The 19,933-nt window shown below is 39.8% G+C and carries 16 protein-coding genes and 1 pseudogene; 16 read left to right on the top strand and 1 reads right to left on the bottom strand.

What is annotated here, in order from left to right:
- The first annotated feature begins 2 nt into the window (after positions 1-2).
- The 12 genes from FE005_RS01335 to FE005_RS01280 all read left to right on the top strand — a co-directional run bounded on the left by FE005_RS01335 (position 3) and on the right by FE005_RS01280 (position 12,099).
- The gene (locus tag FE005_RS01335) at positions 3-851 is read left to right on the top strand and encodes an ABC transporter ATP-binding protein (RefSeq protein ID WP_138371168.1); all 849 of its coding nucleotides are present in this window, start codon (positions 3-5) and stop codon (positions 849-851) included.
- Positions 851-1,507: an ABC-2 transporter permease gene (locus FE005_RS01330; RefSeq protein WP_138371167.1), complete on the top strand. Its 657-nt coding sequence runs from the start codon at positions 851-853 to the stop codon at positions 1,505-1,507. The genes FE005_RS01335 and FE005_RS01330 overlap by 1 nt, the downstream gene beginning before the upstream one ends.
- A gap of 337 nt (positions 1,508-1,844) precedes the next feature.
- Entirely contained in the window at positions 1,845-2,297 is a 453-nt protein-coding gene (locus FE005_RS01325) for a MarR family winged helix-turn-helix transcriptional regulator (protein ID WP_138371166.1), read from the top strand.
- A 184-nt stretch (positions 2,298-2,481) separates the two neighbouring features.
- Positions 2,482-3,192: a B3/4 domain-containing protein gene (locus FE005_RS01320; RefSeq protein WP_138371165.1), complete on the top strand. Its 711-nt coding sequence runs from the start codon at positions 2,482-2,484 to the stop codon at positions 3,190-3,192.
- 357 nt (positions 3,193-3,549) lie between these two features.
- The gene (locus FE005_RS01315; RefSeq protein ID WP_138371164.1) at positions 3,550-6,324 is read left to right on the top strand and encodes a sigma 54-interacting transcriptional regulator; all 2,775 of its coding nucleotides are present in this window, start codon (positions 3,550-3,552) and stop codon (positions 6,322-6,324) included.
- Between the two features lie 83 nt (positions 6,325-6,407).
- Complete coding sequence (locus FE005_RS01310; RefSeq protein WP_005470492.1) at positions 6,408-6,827, top strand: PTS sugar transporter subunit IIA; 420 nt, start codon at positions 6,408-6,410, stop codon at positions 6,825-6,827.
- 10 nt (positions 6,828-6,837) lie between these two features.
- Positions 6,838-7,320 (top strand): PTS sugar transporter subunit IIB, encoded by a 483-nt coding sequence (locus FE005_RS01305; RefSeq protein ID WP_003125555.1) that lies wholly within the window; start codon positions 6,838-6,840, stop codon positions 7,318-7,320.
- A 16-nt stretch (positions 7,321-7,336) separates the two neighbouring features.
- On the top strand, positions 7,337-8,113 hold the full coding sequence (locus FE005_RS01300; protein ID WP_138371163.1) for a PTS sugar transporter subunit IIC: 777 nt from the start codon (positions 7,337-7,339) through the stop codon (positions 8,111-8,113).
- The gene (locus FE005_RS01295) at positions 8,100-8,927 is read left to right on the top strand and encodes a PTS system mannose/fructose/sorbose family transporter subunit IID (RefSeq protein WP_138371162.1); all 828 of its coding nucleotides are present in this window, start codon (positions 8,100-8,102) and stop codon (positions 8,925-8,927) included. Before FE005_RS01300 ends, FE005_RS01295 begins: the two co-directional genes overlap by 14 nt.
- A 13-nt stretch (positions 8,928-8,940) precedes the next feature.
- The gene (locus FE005_RS01290; RefSeq protein WP_003125560.1) at positions 8,941-9,936 is read left to right on the top strand and encodes an SIS domain-containing protein; all 996 of its coding nucleotides are present in this window, start codon (positions 8,941-8,943) and stop codon (positions 9,934-9,936) included.
- A gap of 648 nt (positions 9,937-10,584) precedes the next feature.
- The gene (locus FE005_RS01285) at positions 10,585-11,625 is read left to right on the top strand and encodes a DUF1002 domain-containing protein (RefSeq protein ID WP_138371161.1); all 1,041 of its coding nucleotides are present in this window, start codon (positions 10,585-10,587) and stop codon (positions 11,623-11,625) included.
- 102 nt (positions 11,626-11,727) lie between these two features.
- A complete protein-coding gene (locus FE005_RS01280; protein ID WP_003125563.1) occupies positions 11,728-12,099 on the top strand; it encodes a YccF domain-containing protein in 372 nt (123 codons plus the stop codon).
- Between the two features lie 131 nt (positions 12,100-12,230).
- Here the strand turns inward: FE005_RS01280 and FE005_RS01275 are convergent, their stop codons facing one another.
- Positions 12,231-12,770 (bottom strand): VanZ family protein, encoded by a 540-nt coding sequence (locus FE005_RS01275; RefSeq protein ID WP_230320943.1) that lies wholly within the window; start codon positions 12,768-12,770, stop codon positions 12,231-12,233.
- Between the two features lie 280 nt (positions 12,771-13,050).
- Here FE005_RS01275 and kdpA point away from each other — a divergent pair, with 280 nt between their 5' ends.
- The 4 genes and pseudogenes from kdpA (at position 13,051) to FE005_RS01255 (ending at position 19,922) form a co-directional block, all read left to right on the top strand.
- A complete protein-coding gene (kdpA, locus tag FE005_RS01270) occupies positions 13,051-14,727 on the top strand; it encodes a potassium-transporting ATPase subunit KdpA (RefSeq protein ID WP_138371160.1) in 1,677 nt (558 codons plus the stop codon).
- Between the two features lie 7 nt (positions 14,728-14,734).
- Positions 14,735-16,774: pseudogene (gene kdpB / locus FE005_RS01265) on the top strand (potassium-transporting ATPase subunit KdpB); the annotation flags it as partial.
- Positions 16,775-16,798: 24 nt separating this feature from the next.
- Complete coding sequence (locus FE005_RS01260) at positions 16,799-17,320, top strand: potassium-transporting ATPase subunit C (protein WP_138371159.1); 522 nt, start codon at positions 16,799-16,801, stop codon at positions 17,318-17,320.
- A 25-nt stretch (positions 17,321-17,345) separates the two neighbouring features.
- Positions 17,346-19,922 carry a sensor histidine kinase KdpD gene (locus FE005_RS01255; protein WP_138371158.1) on the top strand — a complete coding sequence of 859 codons (2,577 nt, stop codon included), beginning with the start codon at positions 17,346-17,348 and terminating at the stop codon, positions 19,920-19,922.
- Positions 19,923-19,933: the final 11 nt, after the last annotated feature.

The following is a 19,933-nucleotide window of genomic DNA, read 5'->3' as shown; positions in this document are numbered from 1 at the left end:
ACATGTTGAAAATTGAGCATCTAAAAAAGCAGTATGATAATTTTTCTCTTGATTGTTCATTAGAAGTTCAAAAAGGTACTATCACAGGATTGATTGGTCAAAATGGAGCAGGTAAAAGTACTACGTTTAAAGCAGCTCTTGGTTTAATTCCTTTTGACAGTGGGAAGATCACACTTTTAGGCAAGGATAGTAAAGAACTCACCCCAAAAGAGAAGGAAAAGTTAGGTGTTGTTTTATCCGATTCTGGCTTCAGCGGCTATTTAAGGATTAAAGATATTGTTCCGATTTTACGGACAATGTATAGCGAATTTGACGAAGACTTTTTTACCGAACAAATTCAGCGATTCCAACTACCAGTGGATAAAAGACTCAACGATTTTTCAACAGGGATGAAAGCAAAACTAAAAGTATTAGTAGCTATATCGCATCACGCTAAATTGTTGCTTTTAGATGAGCCGACAGCTGGCTTGGATGTGATTGCCAGAGATGAATTACTTTTGATGTTGAGAGAGTTCATGGAAAAAGATGAAGAGTGTGCGATTTTGATCAGTTCCCATATCTCTAGTGATTTAGAAACACTTTGTGATGATCTTTATATGATCCATGATGGACGAATGATCTTACACGAAGAGACCGATGTCTTGTTAAGTGATTATGCACTATTGAAAGTTGATCCGGAGCAATACAAAGAACTGGATAAACAATTTATTCTCCGATACAAAGAAGAAAGCTATGGGTATAGTTGTTTAACGAATCAAAAACAATTTTATATGGAGAATTTTCCTAAAATAGTCATTGAAAAAGGATCAATTGATGAAGTGATTACGATGATGGTAAGGGGGCGTGAATAATGACAGGTTTGTTGGTAAAAGATTTTAAATTGATGGCCACACAAAAAAATTTCTTTTTGGTTATTCTTTTGATTGTAATAGGAATGATCTCGTTTACAGAGGATGTATCATTCCCACTAGGTTTCTTAACCTTTGCGCTTTCTTTATTCACATTAAGCACTATCAGCTATGATGAATTTGACAATGGGTATGCGTTTTTATTCACTTTACCTATTACTCGAGTGGGCTATGTGCTGGAAAAATATTGTCTAGGATTTCTACTGGGATTTAGTTCATGGCTTTTGGCAACTTTCTTAGGATTGATTGCAACAGTTGTTAGAGATACTACTTCTCTCACTGAGATCTGGGAGATTGCAGCAATGATTCTGCCTGTTATGATCATCATCCAATCTATTATGATTCCCTTCCAACTAAAGTTTGGCGGCGAAAAGGGCAGAATTGCCATTATTGGTGCTGTTGGACTTCTGATAGTCGCTGGTGTTGTGATTGTAAAAGGGGCAAAGCTCTTCTTTAATGTTGATCTGATTGCTCAATTGAACACATTGCCCATCGTCAGCATGGGAATGCTCTTTCTTATTGCATTAGTGATTGCTATGCTACTTTTTGCACTCTCTGTGAGGATCAGTATTTCGATTATGAAAAAGAAGCAATTCTAAAGAGTTCTTTTTTGAATAAAAGAGAATACGTGTCAGAAAAACAGACAAAACGAACTGAGGGAAAAAATCAGCTAGTCTTTAGATAGAGGATACCTCTGACGGGTTCTAGTGAATGATCAATGGTTTAGCTCTCTTCCTCCAAGCAATGAGCAAATGAAACAATCTTTGTTGTTAGTCATGTGGTTGGCGAAATGTGATCAACTAGCAACAGAATGTATAAGTGATAAAAATATTTTTTAAAAGAGTGAAACATTGGTTTCGCTCTTTTCTATTCCGAAAAAATGTTGCATTTGCAACAATAAAAAGGTAGGATAATGATAGAAGAGGAGAAAGAAGAATGAATGACATTTTACGAGAAATTGGTTCGATTAGCCGAATGCTTGATGCCATTGCCAATATTGAATTTAAAGAGTTAAAGCTGAACAAAGGGCAGTATATTTATTTGGTTCGTATTTTTGAGAATGAGGGGATTATCCCTGAACGATTAGCAGAGGTGATTAAAGTCGATCGGACAACGCTGTCAAGAGCTGTCCGAAAGTTGGAAGAGAATGGATTCATTTTAAAAGAATCCGATCCGTTCAATAAAAAAATCAAACATTTATACACAACTGAAAAAGGAAAGCATGTTGTGCAGTTTATCTTAAGAGAAAACGAATACTCAAACAAAATCGCTACCACTCAACTATCCGCATCAGAAATAGAAACGGTGACAAATTTACTTTCAAAGATCAGAGAATCTATTGAATCGGATTGGGCGATTGTAAAGAATGGTGGAAAAAGAGACTACTAATTAGATAGAGCAAGAGAAATCGGCACTGTAGGATAGAAAATCGTTTTCTTTTTCAAAAATGTGATCAACCTTCCCTAGTTTAAAAGGACAGGTTTAAATAATGATCAACTTTTGGAATCAATTGGCGGAACTAGCAAATATTGTTTTGCCGCTTTTTTATTAATACATTTGGAGTGTGAAAGTAATGAAGAAAATAGTGATTGATCAAGCATTCTGGGAAATCTTTCCCCATGCACAAATTAGTTGTCTCGTTGTGAAAGGGATCGACAATTCAATAGATCCTGCAAAAGAAAGTTATTTTACGGAATTGCTGGAAAACGGTAAGCGCGAAGCTAAGCGATTCTTAACGAATGCAACCTTCAGTGAAAATCCAGTTGTCCAAGAATGGCGGGAAGCTTTCCAAAAATTTAAAACAAAAAAAGGTGCCCGTTCTTCCATAGAAGCATTGTTGAAGCGTGTCAATCAAGATCGAACTTTTTTTCCAATCAATCCATTAGTAGATCTCTACAATAGTGTCTCTATGAAGTATGGGATGCCTTTAGGTGGAGAAGATTTGGCTGCAATCGCAGGTGATTTACACCTTGGACTAGCCAAGGGTGGGGAGTCATTTTTCCCATTAGGCGCCGAGGCGGATGCGCCAGCACTAGCAGGAGAATTGATTTACTATGACGAGCAAGGAGCCATCTGCCGCTGTTTAAATTGGCGAGAAGCGCAACGCACGATGTTAAAAGAAGAGACCGTCAACGCAGTATTGTTCATTGAATCAATCAATGAAGAACAACATTTGCGGGCTGATGCCGCAATGGCTGAGTTGAAAAAATTAGTCGAAGACTACTTCAAAGTCGAAACCAGCCTATATACCTTGAGCCGGGATCATACGGAAGTAACGATTTAAGAAAGGAATAGAATGCAATAAGTAGAGAGTATTGTAAAGGAATAAAAAGGGAGGACTTGTTGCGGAACCGTCAGCTTTGATGATCTACTTTAGATTGCAAGAAGTAGAGGTATCTATGAAAATGAAAAGAGTCTCTAGCGGAAGGCAAGATCTGTGAACGGTCTAAAAAAAATGTGACTGCCTTGAGTGATTTTTATTGGATCATAAATTTTATGCTAAGGACTCTTTTCAAGATGACCTATAGTCGAGGGAAATATCCTCGAAATTATTCATTCCAAGCAACTTCCTCTGTCACCTCTTGGCTTTTTAAGAATCGTAAGCTATGATAAACGGAGAAAGAGGACAAGGAGAACAGCGATGAAAGAACAATTACTTGCTTACTTGCAAAACCAGACGGCTTTTTTCTCTGCAGAAAATGTAAGCGATGTCTTTACAGCGAAAGATATTGCCGAGAAGTTTTCAGTCAAGAGAAACACGATCAGTCACTATTTGAATCAGCTAACGGAAGAAGGTCGTTTAGTGAAAATTGCGACCCGACCCGTTTATTTTTTTCATAAGCAGGCATTTGAGAGCCAAAACTACCCCTTAACACAAAACGTATACGAGAGTCTGGCTGCTGTTGCGGCGGAAAAACCTTTTTTTGATCAAAAAGAAGATTTCTTTTCCAGTGTGATCGGCAGCAAAGGCAGTCTGGCAGAAGTCATTGAACAGATCAAGATGGCCGCCTTCTATCCAAATGGTGGGCTTCCCTTCTTACTGACGGGGGAAAGTGGGACGGGGAAGAGTTTTCTGGTAAAAATGTTCCATCACTATTGTGTGGCCAATGAATTATTGGAGGTCGATGCGCCTTTGATCACCATCAATTGCGCACAGTACGCCAACAACCAAGAGCTATTGACTAGTAATTTATTTGGACATGTCAAAGGGGCTTTTACCGGCGCAGAGGAAGATCGTGCTGGTGCTTTTGAAGCAGCAGATGGCGGTGTCTTGTTTCTCGATGAAGTTCATCGGTTGAATGCTGAAGGACAGGAAAAATTATTCACTTTTCTGGATCAAGGTGTCATCTATCGAATGGGGGATACAAGACGACCAATCACGGTGGATTGTCGGTTGGTGTTTGCAACGACAGAAGATTTGAAACAAACTTTTCTAACAACTTTTTTGCGGCGAATCCCGATCCAAGCGACATTGCCTGCTTTGGAAGAACGAACGATTTCTGAACGGAAGCAACTGATCTTGCAAGCATTTTTTGAAGAGCAAAAGCGCATCGGTTTGCCGTTAGAACTCTCACCTCAAGTGATCGAAATGTTAACGACGAGTCATTTTTCTGGGAATGTCGGTGAATTGAAAAGTACGATCAAGATTATTACTGCCAAAAGCTATACTGCTAGTCTAAAGCGGAAAGCCAAAAAAATAGCAGTCACGGTCTATCATTTACCAGAACATTTACTGCAATTGACAGATGAACCCAATGAGTCAGCGACGACGCAATCGATTCTTATCGATGGGCAAACGCAAATCCAGCAGCTGACTGCCGAAAGTGAGCCAGAACAACAAAAGATCATTCAAACATATGAACAGATCCTGCTCAATTATGTCCAGGCAGGACAGGATTTTACAGCTGCAGCTGATCCTATTTCTAAAGTGATTGAAAGACTATTCGAAAATTTATTGTTTGATCATAAGCAAGAACAAAAGCAGCGGACGATGATTTTTGTGACCGAGCATGTCCAGCGAATGATGGAACAGATTGAACATTCCTTCCAAATCAGCTTTAACGGCAGCATGGTTTATACGATCAGTTATTATTTATGGCTGCGGCGAAATGTGGAGTGGCTGCCGGATGATCAAGACAAACTTTTATTGACAGAGAACCTACTGAAGAGCGTTAAAAAGCATTATTCGACAAGTGATCGCTACACCGAAAATCTGTTAGGGCTAGTACAAAAAGCATTGGATATCGAGCTAACCAGTATGGACCGCATTATCTTTACACTCTATATCAACGATATGGGGTATACCAAAGATTCATTGCTTCCGAGAAGTATCATCGTGGCTCATGGCTACGCAACTGCCAGCAGCATTGCGAATGTAGCGAATCGTTTGTTGAATGAATCGGTTTTTCAGTCTTTCGATATGCCATTAGATGTCACGCCCAAGCAAATTGCAGAAAGGGTCACTGCATATATTCAAAAAAATGATGTATCTAATGGACTAGTGGTCTTGTTCGACATGGGTTCATTGAAAGAAATCTATCAGTATATTCCAGAATTGACGGTTCCAATCGTCATGATGAACAATGTAACGACAAGTGTAGCCATCGCTGTGGGGGAATGTATCCAGCAAAATGTTTCGCTGAGGGAAATTCCAGAACGGGTAAATACCTACAGTCAAAATGAATGGGAGATTATTCTTCCGCAAACGAAAAAAGAGAAAGTTGTCATCACAACGTGTTCAACAGGGATTGGAACTGCGGTTCAAATCTCAAATTTATTAGAAAAGAGCATTCCAGATCATTTACAGATTCGAATTCTCCCTTATGAGTTCAATCAGTTGGAAAATAGGGAACATGTCAAACAGGCTTTGACATCGTATGACATTGTTGGTGTTGTAGGAACCAACAAACCTCGTCAAGAGCTGGCTCCTTTTATTTCTTTAGAAGAACTGATTTCTGGCGCAGGTACAGCAGTGCTATTAAGTTGGCTGAAAGAAGAATTGGATGAAGAGATGATTGCTTATGTGAACAATCAATTAGTAAGAAACTTTTCGCTGGATCGAGTGATTCAATCTGTGACGATTCTAGATACAGAGAAAGTGATTTCTCAAATGGAATTCTTTGTGGGGAATCTGGAACGTATATGGCAGCAAAGAATCACTAATGACCGCAAGCTTGCGTTGTTTGTCCATACAAGTTGTTTGATCGAACGACTGATTCGAAATGAAGCCATTGAGAATTATCATGCCAGCGACACACTGCTTCAGTGTCATGAAAAACAGCTGAAAGAGATCAAAAAGGCGTTTAGTGTCATTGAAAAGGTTTACAGTGTCGCGATACCAGAATCTGAAGTTTGCTATATTTATGATGTTTTATTTGGAAACACGGATTCTTCAATGGTTGAAGCGGATTTTTAATCGATAAGGAAAGCGTGCCACTTTTTTTGGCACGCTTTTTGCGTTTAATAAAGTGTAACTTGGCGCAAAGAGAGGTGAAAGCAGTGGAGCAAATCATTATTTTAGCATCACACGGTAAATTTGCATCAGGAATCTTGCATTCTTTAGAACTTATTTGTGGAAAAAAACAATCAGTCATTGCCATTGATTGTTATGTTCAAGAAGCATTCGATCTAACAGCAACTATAGATACACTGATGGAAACCTATAAACAGCACGAAATGATCGTTATCACAGATATTTTCGGTGGCAGTGTGAACAATGAATTTTTACGTTATATCCAACAACCGAATTTCTACTTGATCGCAGGATTGAATTTGCCATTGTTGATTGAATTGACAACACAACTTCAAGGAGGAGGTGCCATCTCAGAAACGATCCACCAAACGTTGGCTAATTCGAAAGATATGATCCAGTTCTGCAATGAGAGTGTAGCAAAAGAAATCGAAGAAGAAGAATTTTAGGAGGAACGACATGATTATTTTGACACGAGTCGATCACCGACTCTTACATGGACAAGTTGCATTTTCTTGGACGCAAAGTTTAGGGGCAGATTGTATCTTGATCGCCAATGATGATGTGCCGACAAATGACCTCAGAAAAACCACCATAAAGTTAGCGAAACCTCAAGGAGTAAAGTTAGTTATTAAGAATATTGAGGATTCTATTAACGCTATCAACAGTGGTGTAACAGATAAATATAAGCTCTTTATTGTTGTGGAATCAATTAAAGACGCATTTAACTTAGCCAAAAATTGTCCAAATATAAAAGAAATTAATCTAGGTGGAACCAAGGCAACAAATGGAACACAAAATATTTCTAAGTCTGTAAATATAACAATGGCAGAAATAGAAATAATAAAAGAATTAGACAAATTAGGAGTGAATGTAGAGATTCGGATGGTTCCAGGCGAAAAAGCGATAAGGGCAGTATCAATTTTGAAAAATATAAATTAGAAAGGAGAATAAACTTATGCTACAAGCTTTTTTATTGGGGTGTATTGCTTTTATAGGGAAGTGTGATTTAGCAACAGGGACAAACATGATTCAACGCCCCATTGTATTAGGACCATTAGTTGGGCTAGTTTTAGGAGATTTACAACTAGGAATAACAATTGGAGCTACACTTGAGTTAGCATTTTTGGGGCAGGTCTCTGTAGGTGCTTATATTCCGCCGAATGTAATTGTAGGTGGTGTATTAGGTACAGCTTTTGCGATAACAGTTGGTAAAGGTGCAGATATTGCTTTTACTATGGCATTTCCAATAGCACTATTGGCACAAGTAGTTGATAACTTTATTTTTACTTTAGTTCGTCCTTTTATGGCCAAAGTTGCAGATAACTATGCAGAAAAAGGTGAGGCTTCAAAAGTGACTGCGATTCATATGATTACTGGATTTATTACTTGTACAGTTTTGTTTATTATTACCTTTTTAGGTTTTTCTTTAGGTAGTTCAAAAATGGAGGCTGTAGTGAATGCTATACCTTCAGTAATTACAGATGGTCTATCTATTGCCACCGGTATGCTTCCAGCTATTGGTTTTGCTATGTTAGCTAGAATGGTTATGAATAAAGAAGTAGTTCCGTTCTTTTTTCTAGGATTTGTGTTATCCGCTTATTTCCAGATTCCAGTAGTGGGTATAGCTATTATAGGGTTAATTACAATTTTTGTGAAAATCAATTTTACAACAAGCAAAAATTCAGATGTAGCTTTTGCTGAAGGAAGTGAGGATATTGATGATGACTTCTAATGAAACAAATAGAGTAATTACTAAAAAAGACCTTAGAAAAATGTTTTGGCGTTCTTTATCAATGGAATTTTCTTGGCATTATGAGCGACAAATGCATATGGGTTTTTGTTCCATGATCAGTTCAGGTTTAAGAAAAATCTACAAGGATGATAAAGATGGTTTAGCTCAAGCATTAAAAAGGCATCTAGAGTTTTTCAATATCACCTCGCATATCTCACCTTTTGTAGGCGGAGTAACATTAGCTATGGAAGAAATGAATGCTACAAATCCTGATTTTGATACATCATCGATTAATGCTGTTAAAGCAGCTCTAATGGGACCTCTAAGTGGTATTGGAGATTCGATTATGTTAGGAACCCTTCGTATACTAGCAGTCGGCATTGGAGCTTCTTTAGCTGCTCAAGGAAATATCCTAGGCCCAATTTTGTTTTTACTCATATTTAATGTACCAGCTTTTATTTTGCGCTATTTCTGCTCATTCAAAGGTTATGAACTCGGAGCTAATTATTTAGAAAAAATTCAGAAAAGTGGCTTAATGAGTAAGTTCATGCTCGCAGCAGCAATTTTAGGAGTTATGGTGATTGGAGGTATGACAAATGAATTAGTTGTTGTGCAAACCCCATTGACTATTGGAGAGGGTGAGTCGGCCACTAGATTTCAAGAAATTCTTGATGGAATTTTACCAGGAATGCTAAGTTTAGGAATTACTGGATTTTACTATTATTTGTTGAAGAAAAAAGTAAACGTTTTATGGATGATTATAGGAACAGCTATTTTTGGGATCATTTGTGCCCAATTTGGAATTTTAAACTAAGGAGAGTAAGACAATGTTAAATTTTAATGAAGAAAGAATTTACCAAGAACATCAAAATGGGGTTGATCTTGTAAAGAAAGTTGAAAAGATTGTTGATGAAATCGTCGATAATGGATATAAGAATATTTTCCTGCTAGGAATTGGTGGAACTTATTTGTATGCAGATCAAGTAGTTCATACAGTAAAACAATTGGGATGCCAGCTGCCAATATATCTGGAAAACGCACAAGACTTTGTTTATGAAGGAAATGCTAATTTTACGAAAGATTCGGTTGTTGTAATAGCTTCATTGTCAGGGCATACAGTGGAAGTGGAAAAAGCAATTGATATCGCTCATGAAGTTGGAGCTAGAGTCATAGGATATGTAGAGCAGTTAAATACACCTTTAGCAGAAAAAGTAGATTATTTAGCGAATACTTTTGGAGCTGAATACTACTGGTGGTATAGTGTACTATTAAGATTTATGAACAAAGCTGGACAATTTGAAGAGTATGAGAAGTTTATGGATGAATTAAAATCTATGCCTTCCAATATTGTCAATGTGTATAAAAAAGCAGATAAATCAATGGAAAATTACGCAGAAAAGTATTGGAACGAACCACTCACTTATCTAATTGGCTCAGGAAATTTAGAGTCTTGGGCAGTATGCTATGGTATGTGCATAATGGAAGAAATGCAATGGATGCCAACAAGACCAATCTCTGCGGCAGATTTTTTCCACGGCACATTGGAAGTAATAGATAGAGAAATCCCTGTTGTTTTACTTAAAGGAGAAGATAAAACACGTGGTCAAATGGATCGTGTAGAAAATTTTGTTCATCGAGTAAGTAATAAAGTGACAGTTTTTGACACAAAAGACTTTGAACTTGTAGGAATAAGTGACAAGTTTAGATGGATACTATCGCCAATTGTAATGAGATCAGCATTTATGAGACTAAGTGTGCATTTAGAAAATGTTCGCAAGCATCCTTTAGATATCCGTCGATATTATAAGGCCTTAGATTACTAATTTTTTGAGTAACATATTTCAGAGAAATATTAATTAGTAATAAAAAATACCAGAGTGGAGCAATAGTCAAAAGAAAATCTGATTATTGCTCCACTCTCGTATTCGTTTTGGATTAATTTACAATCTATTTAAGTAAGAGCAGAGTGAATTTACAAAAAAAGATATATACGGATAAATAAGACGGTACGATTTACGATTAATATGAAATAAAGTAGTATCAGACCTATGTCAAAGTCTTTTTGAATATTAAGGTTCTAGATTTATTCTCTTTTCAGTTGCTTATCTGTAGTAAAATAAATTTTGCCACTTTGTAAGGTTTAGTTCGAATAATAATCTATCTAGTTCTTTTTACCTATAATGCCAGTATTTTCTGAATATTGAATGTAAATATGAATTAAAGAAAAAAGTTGAAGTGAACAAGAAAATAATTTTTATAACGTAGACTAGAATTTAGACCCTGCTGTATTGTTCAATGGATAGTACGATTCCCTTTCAACCGGCTATTTTTTCTGATAAAAAAACATTCCTTTCGATTCATTAAACAAGTAGATCATAAATTTTCCTTCAAATCCGACCCTAGCCGTAGGTCGAAACGTATCTCTTATAGTACAATAATAGAAACAGGAAAATAGTTAGATGGAGGATACTATGAAAAAAAATATCAGAAAAAAACAAATGATTTTAGCCACTCTCTTGGTTTCTAGCCAAGTTTTAGTTGCCGCACCATTAGCATTTGCTGAAGAATCAACTTCAAGTGAAGGGAGCTCAGCAATCTCACAAACGATCGAAACCTCGTCTTCGGCAGCTTCAGAGACAGCAAGCTCAAAAACTGCGACTTCTACAACGGATAGCAAAGAAAAATTGCAGATCAATGCGGTAGCCATCGGTAATGCATTAACAAAAGAGCAAGAAAACTATACCCTGGATCAACTGGGGATCAAAGGAGAAACACCGATCTATACGACTTCAGGTTCCGATTTAATGAAATATATCCCTGATGGTGGCTTTACTAAAGATTGGGCGGTGTATAGTTCTGTCCGCATGCAGACCCTTGATAGTGGCGAAGGAATCACGGTGGATATTGCGACACCTAAAAATATCACCCGCATCACTGCCGCACAATACCAAAATGCCGCACTGACTGCTGGGATCACAGATGCTAAGCTAACAGTAGCTTCTGCTGTACCGATTGACGGTTCTGGGGCATTGGCAGGAGTCTACAAAATCGTTGAAGAATCCGGCGGCATCATCAATCAAGATCGTGTCAGTGTTGCGCAAGATGAAATGGATGTCTTATCAACCATTACAGAAGAAAACAAAGACAAAGAAGGTTATTCTGATGAAGCTCTGAATGCTGCACAAGAACAAGCGAAAACAGAGCTAGCTGCCCAAACAGCTGATGGCTCAGAATTGACCCAATCCGATATTCAAGCAACTGTTGAAAAAGCATTGAAAGACAATGGTTTAGAGGGAATCGTGACTTCGGATCAAGTTACTGAATTGACAACATTGATGAGCGACATGAAAGACAAAAATATTTTTGAAGATTTTGTCAAAGAGTTGGATCTTTCAGAAGCCCGCAAACAAATTGAAGAAAAATCCAAAGGACTATGGGAAAATGTTAAAAACTTCTTCAGTGGACTTTGGTCTTCGATCACGGGTGTATTTGGCGGAAATTCTAACGAATAAGCAGTTGGCTAAATGAATGTAATCAAAAACGAACGAAGGATAATGCAAGGCGGTCGTCATCTATGATGGCCGCTTTTTTCAAAGGAAAGGAATGTGATGAGTATGAGTTGTTTAGGAAACCTGATTTGGATGATTTTTGGTGGATTGCTTGGTGCAATTTCGTGGTTTTTGGCCGGTTGTCTGTGGTGTGTGACGATCATCGGTATCCCGATTGGTTTGCAGTGTTTTAAATTCGCTTCTTTATCATTGGCTCCTTTTGGAAAAGAAGTTGTCTATAGTGGTTCAGGGGTTTCTTTGCTATTGAATATCCTGTGGCTGATTTTTTCAGGAATACCTTTGGCAATCGCTCATCTGATGAGTGCCATTCTCTTAACGATTACGATTATTGGGATTCCTTTTGCGAAACAGTCGCTGAAACTAGCGGGTCTAGCATTGATGCCTTTTGGTGCCACGATCGTTTCAACAAATCGCTAAACAAAGTGATCTGCTTGATTTCCGGCAACAGCAATACCCATCTAGTAAAACTGCAAGATTTTCTTTTCGAATAGACAGATACGAAAAAGAGCCTTTTGACGGGCTCTTTTTTGCTTGCTCCGATAGTTGATTTACGACTCACTAGGGGAATGAAGCATAAATTTTCTAAGAAGGGATCGCTCAGGCAGCACAGTGAAAAGAAAGCGACTGAGTAAATAACCAAGTAATGCCCCAACGGTATTTGCAATCAAATCTACGACATCTGCCCCTCGCCAGCTGCCTAGGAAATAATTGCTTAAAAACTGCAGTACTTCGATACTAAAGCTGACTAAAAAACCTAGCAGAACAGCTCGTAAGGCAGAAGTTTTTTTTACCATCAGATAATAAAAAACAGCTAATGGGGTCAACATAATGAGATTAGGGAGCATCGAAAGATCTGCTGCTAAGGAGAAGTTGATGCGACTAAGCCAATCGGATTGATTGGCATAGACCCCTGTTTGGATTTGAAAAGGGAAAAAAGTCAAGTAAAGGACAGCAAAACTATAGAAAACAAAGGCTCCAACCGTTATTTTTTGAAAAAGTGAAAGCTGAGCAGCATTGTAACGCAGAATCAAATAGCAAGTAACAAGAAATAACGGGATTAAGACCAGACCCGAGATCGTAAACTGCATTATTGATTGCTCCTTTCTAGATTAAGTGAGACAAGTATAACCAAATATAACAGGGTGGGCAAGAAGATAAATCCGCTAATTCGCTGTAAACAGACAGATTGTGTTACAGCTCATCGTATAAAGAAGATATAAAGAAATCCAGCGAACCTTGATACTATCTTTACAACATTTTTTTTAAGATAAGATCAAAGGAGAGGAAGAAGATGTTACTACTTTTAGGATGTTTGAGTTTTGGATTGATGCTTTATCTATTTTGGTTTCTGTTCAAGGGGGAAGAGTTATGATGAGCTTTGTTTTTCAAGGGCTGTTTTTCTTTTTTGTATTACTGATTTTAGCAGCCCCTTTAGGGTTTTATATCAAGATGATCATGACGGGGGAGACGCCCCGTTTCGTCCGCTTTATCCAACCGATCGAGCGTGGTTTCTATCGGTTGATCGGTTCTGAAAGTCAGCGAAAAATGTCCGCAAAACGTTATTTGATCAGTGTATTAGGGCTAGGAATCAGTTCGCTGCTGTTTTTGACGGTACTTTTAATGGTTCAAGGTTGGCTGCCGGGTGGAGCAAAGGTTGATAATCTGTCTTTTGATTTAGCACTTAATACAGCTGTCAGCTTTATCACTAATACGAACTGGCAAGCATATTCTGGCGAGTTGGCACTATCCAATAGTACACAAGTCTTTGGTTTGACTGTCCAAAATTTTTTGTCGGCGGCAGTTGGATTGGCTGTTCTTTGTGCATTCATTCGTGGATTGGTTCAGAAAAAAGAATCCTATTTAGGCAATTTTTGGCAAGACATGGTTCGCGGATTATTGTATATCCTATTACCACTGTCCACGATCATTGCGATTTTATTGATCTCTCAAGGAGTCGTTCAAACCTTCAGTAGCGGAATGGCCTACAACAGTTTGGAAGGAGAAAATCTTTGGTTATATCTTGGCCCTGTTGCTAGTCAGGTGGCTATCAAACAGTTAGGGACGAACGGTGGCGGCTTTTTTGGGGCCAATTCGGCCCATCCATTTGAGAATCCGACGATTTTTTCAAACTTTATCGAGAATTTAGCCATTCTCCTTTTACCAGCTGCGCTGATTTTTGCTTTTGGCTTTTGGGTAAAAGACTGGAAACAAGGACGAACGATTTTATTTGTTTCGCTGTTCTTCCTATTTGCCGCTTTTTTAGGTGTATTGATCAGTGAAAACTATGGACCGATTTTCAACGATGTCGTTGGTTCAGCCAATATGGAAGGCAAAGAAATTCGCTTTGGGATTGGCTGGTCAAGTTTGTGGGCAGTCAGTACCACGGCAGCTTCCAATGGATCGGTCAACGCGATGTTGGATAGCTTCACTCCATTAGGCGGTGCAGTGCCGATGTTTCTCATGCAACTAGGGGAAATCATTTTTGGTGGTGTCGGTAGCGGGCTTTATGGGATGTTAGCATTTCTGCTTTTAGCAGTGTTCATTGCCGGACTGCTTGTTGGACGCACACCAGAATATTTAGGCAAGAAAATCGAAGCCTTTGATATCAAAATGGCAAGTTTAGTCATTTTGACGCCGCTTCTGTTGACGCTGTTTGGGGCGATGGCGCTTGCGATGCACCCCGATATTTTGGAATGGTTGACCAACAAAGGGGCTCACGGATTTAGTGAACTGTTATACGGAGCAACATCATTGGCTAATAACAACGGAAGTGCATTTAATGGGTTGTTAGCAGATACCCCATTCTTGAATGTCTTAGGTAGTGGACTCATGCTTTTCTCTCGGTATATTCCGATCATCGCCGTTTTATTTTTGGCTGAAAACATGGGACGCAAGAAGAAAGTAGCTGTGAATGACGGTACTCTTTCTACCGTCAATCCGACATTCGTCACGATGTTGATGATTGTGATTTTAGTGATCGGGGCATTAAGTTTTCTACCTGCATTGGCATTAGGTCCGATCGCAGATTTTCTTACACTGAAATAAAAAGGAGAAGAATAAAATGAAAAAGATATATCGCTGGGCAATCAAGCAAGCATTTCTCAAACTAGATCCGCGGCAACAAATAAAAAATCCAGTGATGTTCGTGGTTTATATTGGTGCCATCGCAGCGACGGTTCTCTGCTTTGAACAATCTGACATTCCATTGTGGTTTACCATCACGATCACCAGCTTACTTTGGCTCACATTGCTGTTCGCAAATTTTGCTGAAGCGGTCGCGGAAGGTCGTGGGAAAGCTCAGGCAGATAGCTTAAAACAAGCAAAAAAAGACGTCATGACTTACAAAATCAATGATTTACAGGATATCCAATCAGAGCAGTTCATCGAAATGAAGTCATCAGATTTGAAAAAAGGTGACTTGGTTTATGTCGTTTCTGGACAACAGATTCCGGCAGACGGCGATGTCATTGAAGGTGCTGCCTCGGTAGATGAAAGTGCCATTACGGGTGAATCAGCGCCAGTAATTCGAGAATCAGGTGGAGACCGCAGTGCAGTCACTGGCGGGACAACGGTGGTTTCCGATTACTTGGTCATTCGAGTGACGTCTGAAAATGGACATTCGTTTTTGGATAAAATGATTTCAATGGTAGAAGGGACACAACGCAAAAAAACGCCTAATGAAATTGGGCTGCAGATTTTTCTGATCACATTGACGATCATCTTTTTAGCGGTGGCAGTAACATTAGTCCCATTTACGGAACTAAGCAGTATTCTTTCGCAAAAAGGAACCGCGCTTTCTAGTATTGTAATTATTGCATTGCTCGTTTGTCTAGCCCCAACGACCATCGGTGCACTGATCTCTTCGATCGGGATTGCTGGAATGAGCCGTCTGACGAAAGAAAATGTTATTGCCATGAGCGGTCGTGCCATCGAAGCGGCTGGTGATGTCGATATTTTGTTATTGGATAAAACAGGAACCATTACACTGGGAAATCGTCGGGCAAGTGCCTTTCTACCTGTAGCCGGTATTAGTGAAGAACAATTAGCAGATGCCGCGCAGCTTTCCTCATTAGCTGACGAAACGGCAGAAGGCCGCAGTATTGTTATTCTAGCCAAAGAAAAATTTGGGATTCGAGAACGCGCTTTTGAACAATCCGAAGTGAAATTTATCGATTTTAGTGCCAAAACACGGATGAGCGGCATGGATTATCGTGGCGATCAAATTCGTAAAGGTGCGGCGGATACGATCAAGAAATATGTGCTCGCTCGTGGCGGTACCTACCCACCACAGTGTGACCAAATCGTAGCCAAAGTGGCGCACTCTGGGGGTACCCCGTTGGTAGTTGTCAAAAATGACCAAGTCATGGGGGTCATCTATTTGAAGGACATCGTCAAAAACGGTGTACAGGAAAATTTTGCCGATATGCGGAAAATGGGTATCAAAACTATCATGATCACAGGAGACAACCCGTTGACCGCAGCAGCGATTGCAGCAGAAGCGGGAGTCGATGATTTCCTCGCTGAAGCAACGCCAGAAAACAAAATGGAATTGATTCGGCAATACCAAGAAAAAGGACACTTGGTTGCCATGACCGGCGACGGAACCAACGATGCACCAGCATTGGCTCAAGCAGATGTGGCAATGGCTATGAATACTGGAACACAGGCTGCCAAAGAGGCTGGCAACATGATCGATCTGGATTCCAGTCCAACCAAATTGCTGCAGGTCGTACGAATCGGTAAACAGCTGTTGATGACTCGTGGTGCATTGACGACATTCAGCATTGCCAATGATGTGGCGAAATATTTCGCCGTGATCCCTGTTCTTTTTTATGGCATCTATCCTGAACTGGCGCAATTGAACGTGATGCAGTTAGGTAGTCCACTGACGGCGATCTTGTCAGCCGTGATTTACAATGCGGTCATTATCGTTGCTTTGATTCCATTAGCTCTAAAAGGAGTCAAATACAAAGAAAAACCAGCCAGCCAAATTTTGCGCCACAATTTACTGGTATATGGACTAGGCGGATTAATCGCACCTTTCATTTTTATCAAATTGATCGATATCGTGCTAAGCTTTTTCCTACTATGAATAAATTGAAAGAAGGATGCAGAAATGAAAAAGATTCTAGGGACTCAATTGCGTTTCTTGGTGTTTAGTATTTTGTTTTTTGGCGGGGTGTATACGGCTGTGATCACTGGTGTCGGTCAATTGCTATTTTCCAACCAAGCCAATGGTAGTCAACGAATGGTAGAGGGAGAAGTAGTTGGTTCAACACTGATTGGTCAGCAGTTCCTGCAACCAGGCTACTTTGCTGGCAGAAGCAATGCGGTCTCCCAATTGTCTCCGGTCTCTGCGGAACAAGAGGGACTGGTATCCGACAGAAAGACGACGCTTCAAAGAGAAAATCAAATCACAGAGGTACCGGTTGATCTGGTGACTGCATCAGCCAGCGGATTAGATCCGCATATTAGTGTCGCTGCAGCCGAGATACAAGTACCTCGCATCGCCAAAGAACGTAAACAGAAGGAAACAGCCATTCGTGCTATAATAAAAGAAAAGACACAAAAAGATTGGTTTTCTGATCGAACATTTGTCAATGTGCTTGAACTGAATTTAGCATTAGATAAACTGTAAGTGATTGTTGATGGGAGAAGCAAACATGGATAGACCAATATCAGTAGATACATTGAAAGCAGAAAATCGAAAAAAAGGCCGGCTGCGGGTGTACTTTGGCTTTGCTGCAGGAGTAGGAAAAACTTACGCCATGCTTTTAGAAGCACAGGAACTAAAAGCCCTCGGCAAAGATGTGGTGATAGGTTACATCGAACCCCATGATCGTCCAGATACCAATAGTCTGCTGGCTGGTTTGCCGCAGATTCCGTTGAAAGAAATCCAATACAAAGGGATCACGTTGACTGAACCAGATATCGATGCGATCATTCAGCAGCAGCCTGCGATTGTCTTAATCGATGAGTTGGCCCATACGAACGCTGAAGGATCAAGAAATCGCAAGAGGTATCAAGACATTGAAGAACTTTTAAATGCCGGTATTGATGTGCATACGACGGTCAATGTCCAACACATTGAAAGCTTGAATGATATTGTAGAAGAAGTAACTGGGATCGAAGTCAAAGAGACGGTCCCAGATACATTCTTCCAACAAGCAACATTGAAAGTGATCGATGTCGAGCCAGATGAGCTGATCGATCGGTTGGCACAAGGAAAAATATATGCCAACGAAAATGCCAAGCGAGCGTTGCAGAATTTTTTTATTCCCAAAAAACTGGAACAACTGCGGGGATTGGCGATTCAGCGGGCTTCTGACCACATCAATCGAATCAGTGGCCGAACCAATGGAATCCAGAGCAAACTGATCACGATTGTCCAGGATGCATTCCCTAAAATGGCAGAAAAAAGTATTCGTTGGACAGCGCGATTAGCGCAAGGCCTAGGTGCTGAATGGACTGTGCTTTACATACGTTCGGAAGAAAAAAATGAAGCAACGACATTAGCCGAAAAGTTAGGCGCGGAAGTCGTTGTCATTGAAGAAGACAATTATTTTGAAACAATCATCGAATATGCCAAGCTGGTGGGAGCCACCGATATCATCATGGGTAAAAACCTGGCCAAGCCATGGTATGAGAAACTGTTTGTGGAAGAACTTGATGTGCGGCTACTGAAACGGTTGCCTGACACTGAGATTCATTTGATTCCTTACAAAGAGGAGCGTGCTTCTATTTTTTCTCTTTCCAAGAAAGTCATCGAAGGAGGGGGAAAGGATCTAGCGATTGCCCTGATCAGTGTTTTCTTAGCGACACTGACGACTGAAGTGATGCAGTATTTGCATTTTGGTGATCAGAATTTGATGCTCGTCTACATTTTTTTTATTCTACTTGTGGCGCGTCTAACTTCAGGCTATTTCTGGAGCGCTCTTTCTTCGATACTGAGCGTCCTAGCCTTCAACTGGTTCTTCGTTGAACCACTGTACTCCTTGACCGTCTATAAACAAGGTTATCCGATTACGTTAGTCATCATGCTGCTTGTCGCACTAATGATCAGTAATCTAATGGTTCGTTTAAAAAAACAAGCTGTTCATTCAATGGAAAAAGAACAGCAGATGGAAATACTTTATGAGTTGAACAAGCAATTTGTTCTAGCAGAAGACCGGCAGCAGATTTTTGATTTGTCAGCCACCTATCTGGCCCGCTTGTTAGATCGCGAAGTGATTTTGTATGATGCACAAGCGCAAAAACAAAGCCAATATGGAGCAAAAAAACAATCCGCATTGAGTCATCCGGAAGAAGCGGCTGTTGCTTATTGGTCTGCCAAAAATCAGAAAGAGTCTGGCTATGGGACCGATACATTAAGTGGTGCAAAGGGATTTTATTTACCGATTATTGCCAACAGCAAAACATTGGCCGTTTTAGGAATTCGCAGAAGCCGTAATTTTCCACTTGAGAACAGCCAACTAAATTATCTGCGCTTAGTGTTGACCCAGTTAGCTGTGATTTTAGAACAAACAGAATTGAAGGATGAAAAAGAAAAAATTGAATTAGAAAATGAACGAGAAAAAGTTCGCAGCAATTTGTTGCGGGCCATCTCTCATGATTTACGGACACCTTTAACGGCAATTTCAGGAATTGCGGAAACGCTCTTACAAACTAATAACTCTTTAAAGGAAGCGACTCGCAGCAAGTTATTGAGAGACATCCAAAGTGAGTCCCAATGGCTGATCCGCATGGTGGAGAATTTGCTTTCGATCACTCGCATCAACATGGACACGATGCAAGTCAAGAAAACCCCAGAACCAATCGAAGAGATCATTGGCGCAGTCTATGAACATGCAAAAAAAGTCTATCCGGAAAAAGAGTTGATCGTTCAGTTGCCGGAATCGGTCCTGTTCGTAGAAGTAGATCCGATTTTGATGGAACAAGCGATTTTTAATTTAGTAGAAAATGCCTTTCGACATGGTTCAGACTCGGAAAAAGTCTACTTGTCTGTATTTCAAGAAGGAGCGAAAACGGTATGTGAAATAAAAAATACCGGGGAAATATCGATGAAGCAGTTTGAACGGATCCAATCAAATCTGTCTTCAGACAATGAAGTGCCGGTAGACTCAAAAAATGGTCTCGGCATCGGCCTGAGTATCGTCAAAACCATTGTTCATGCCCATCATGGCAAGTTGGAGATGGCCGTAGCAGATGGTCAAACGGTCGTACGCATTTATTTGAATTAACTGGAGGTGGG

The organism is Enterococcus sp. M190262, assembly GCF_005843965.1.
GTDB classification, from domain to species: Bacteria; Bacillota; Bacilli; order Lactobacillales; family Enterococcaceae; genus Enterococcus_D; species Enterococcus_D gallinarum.
The sequence above is the reverse complement of the archived record's forward strand: the minus strand, read 5'-3'. Positions and strand labels throughout refer to the sequence as shown.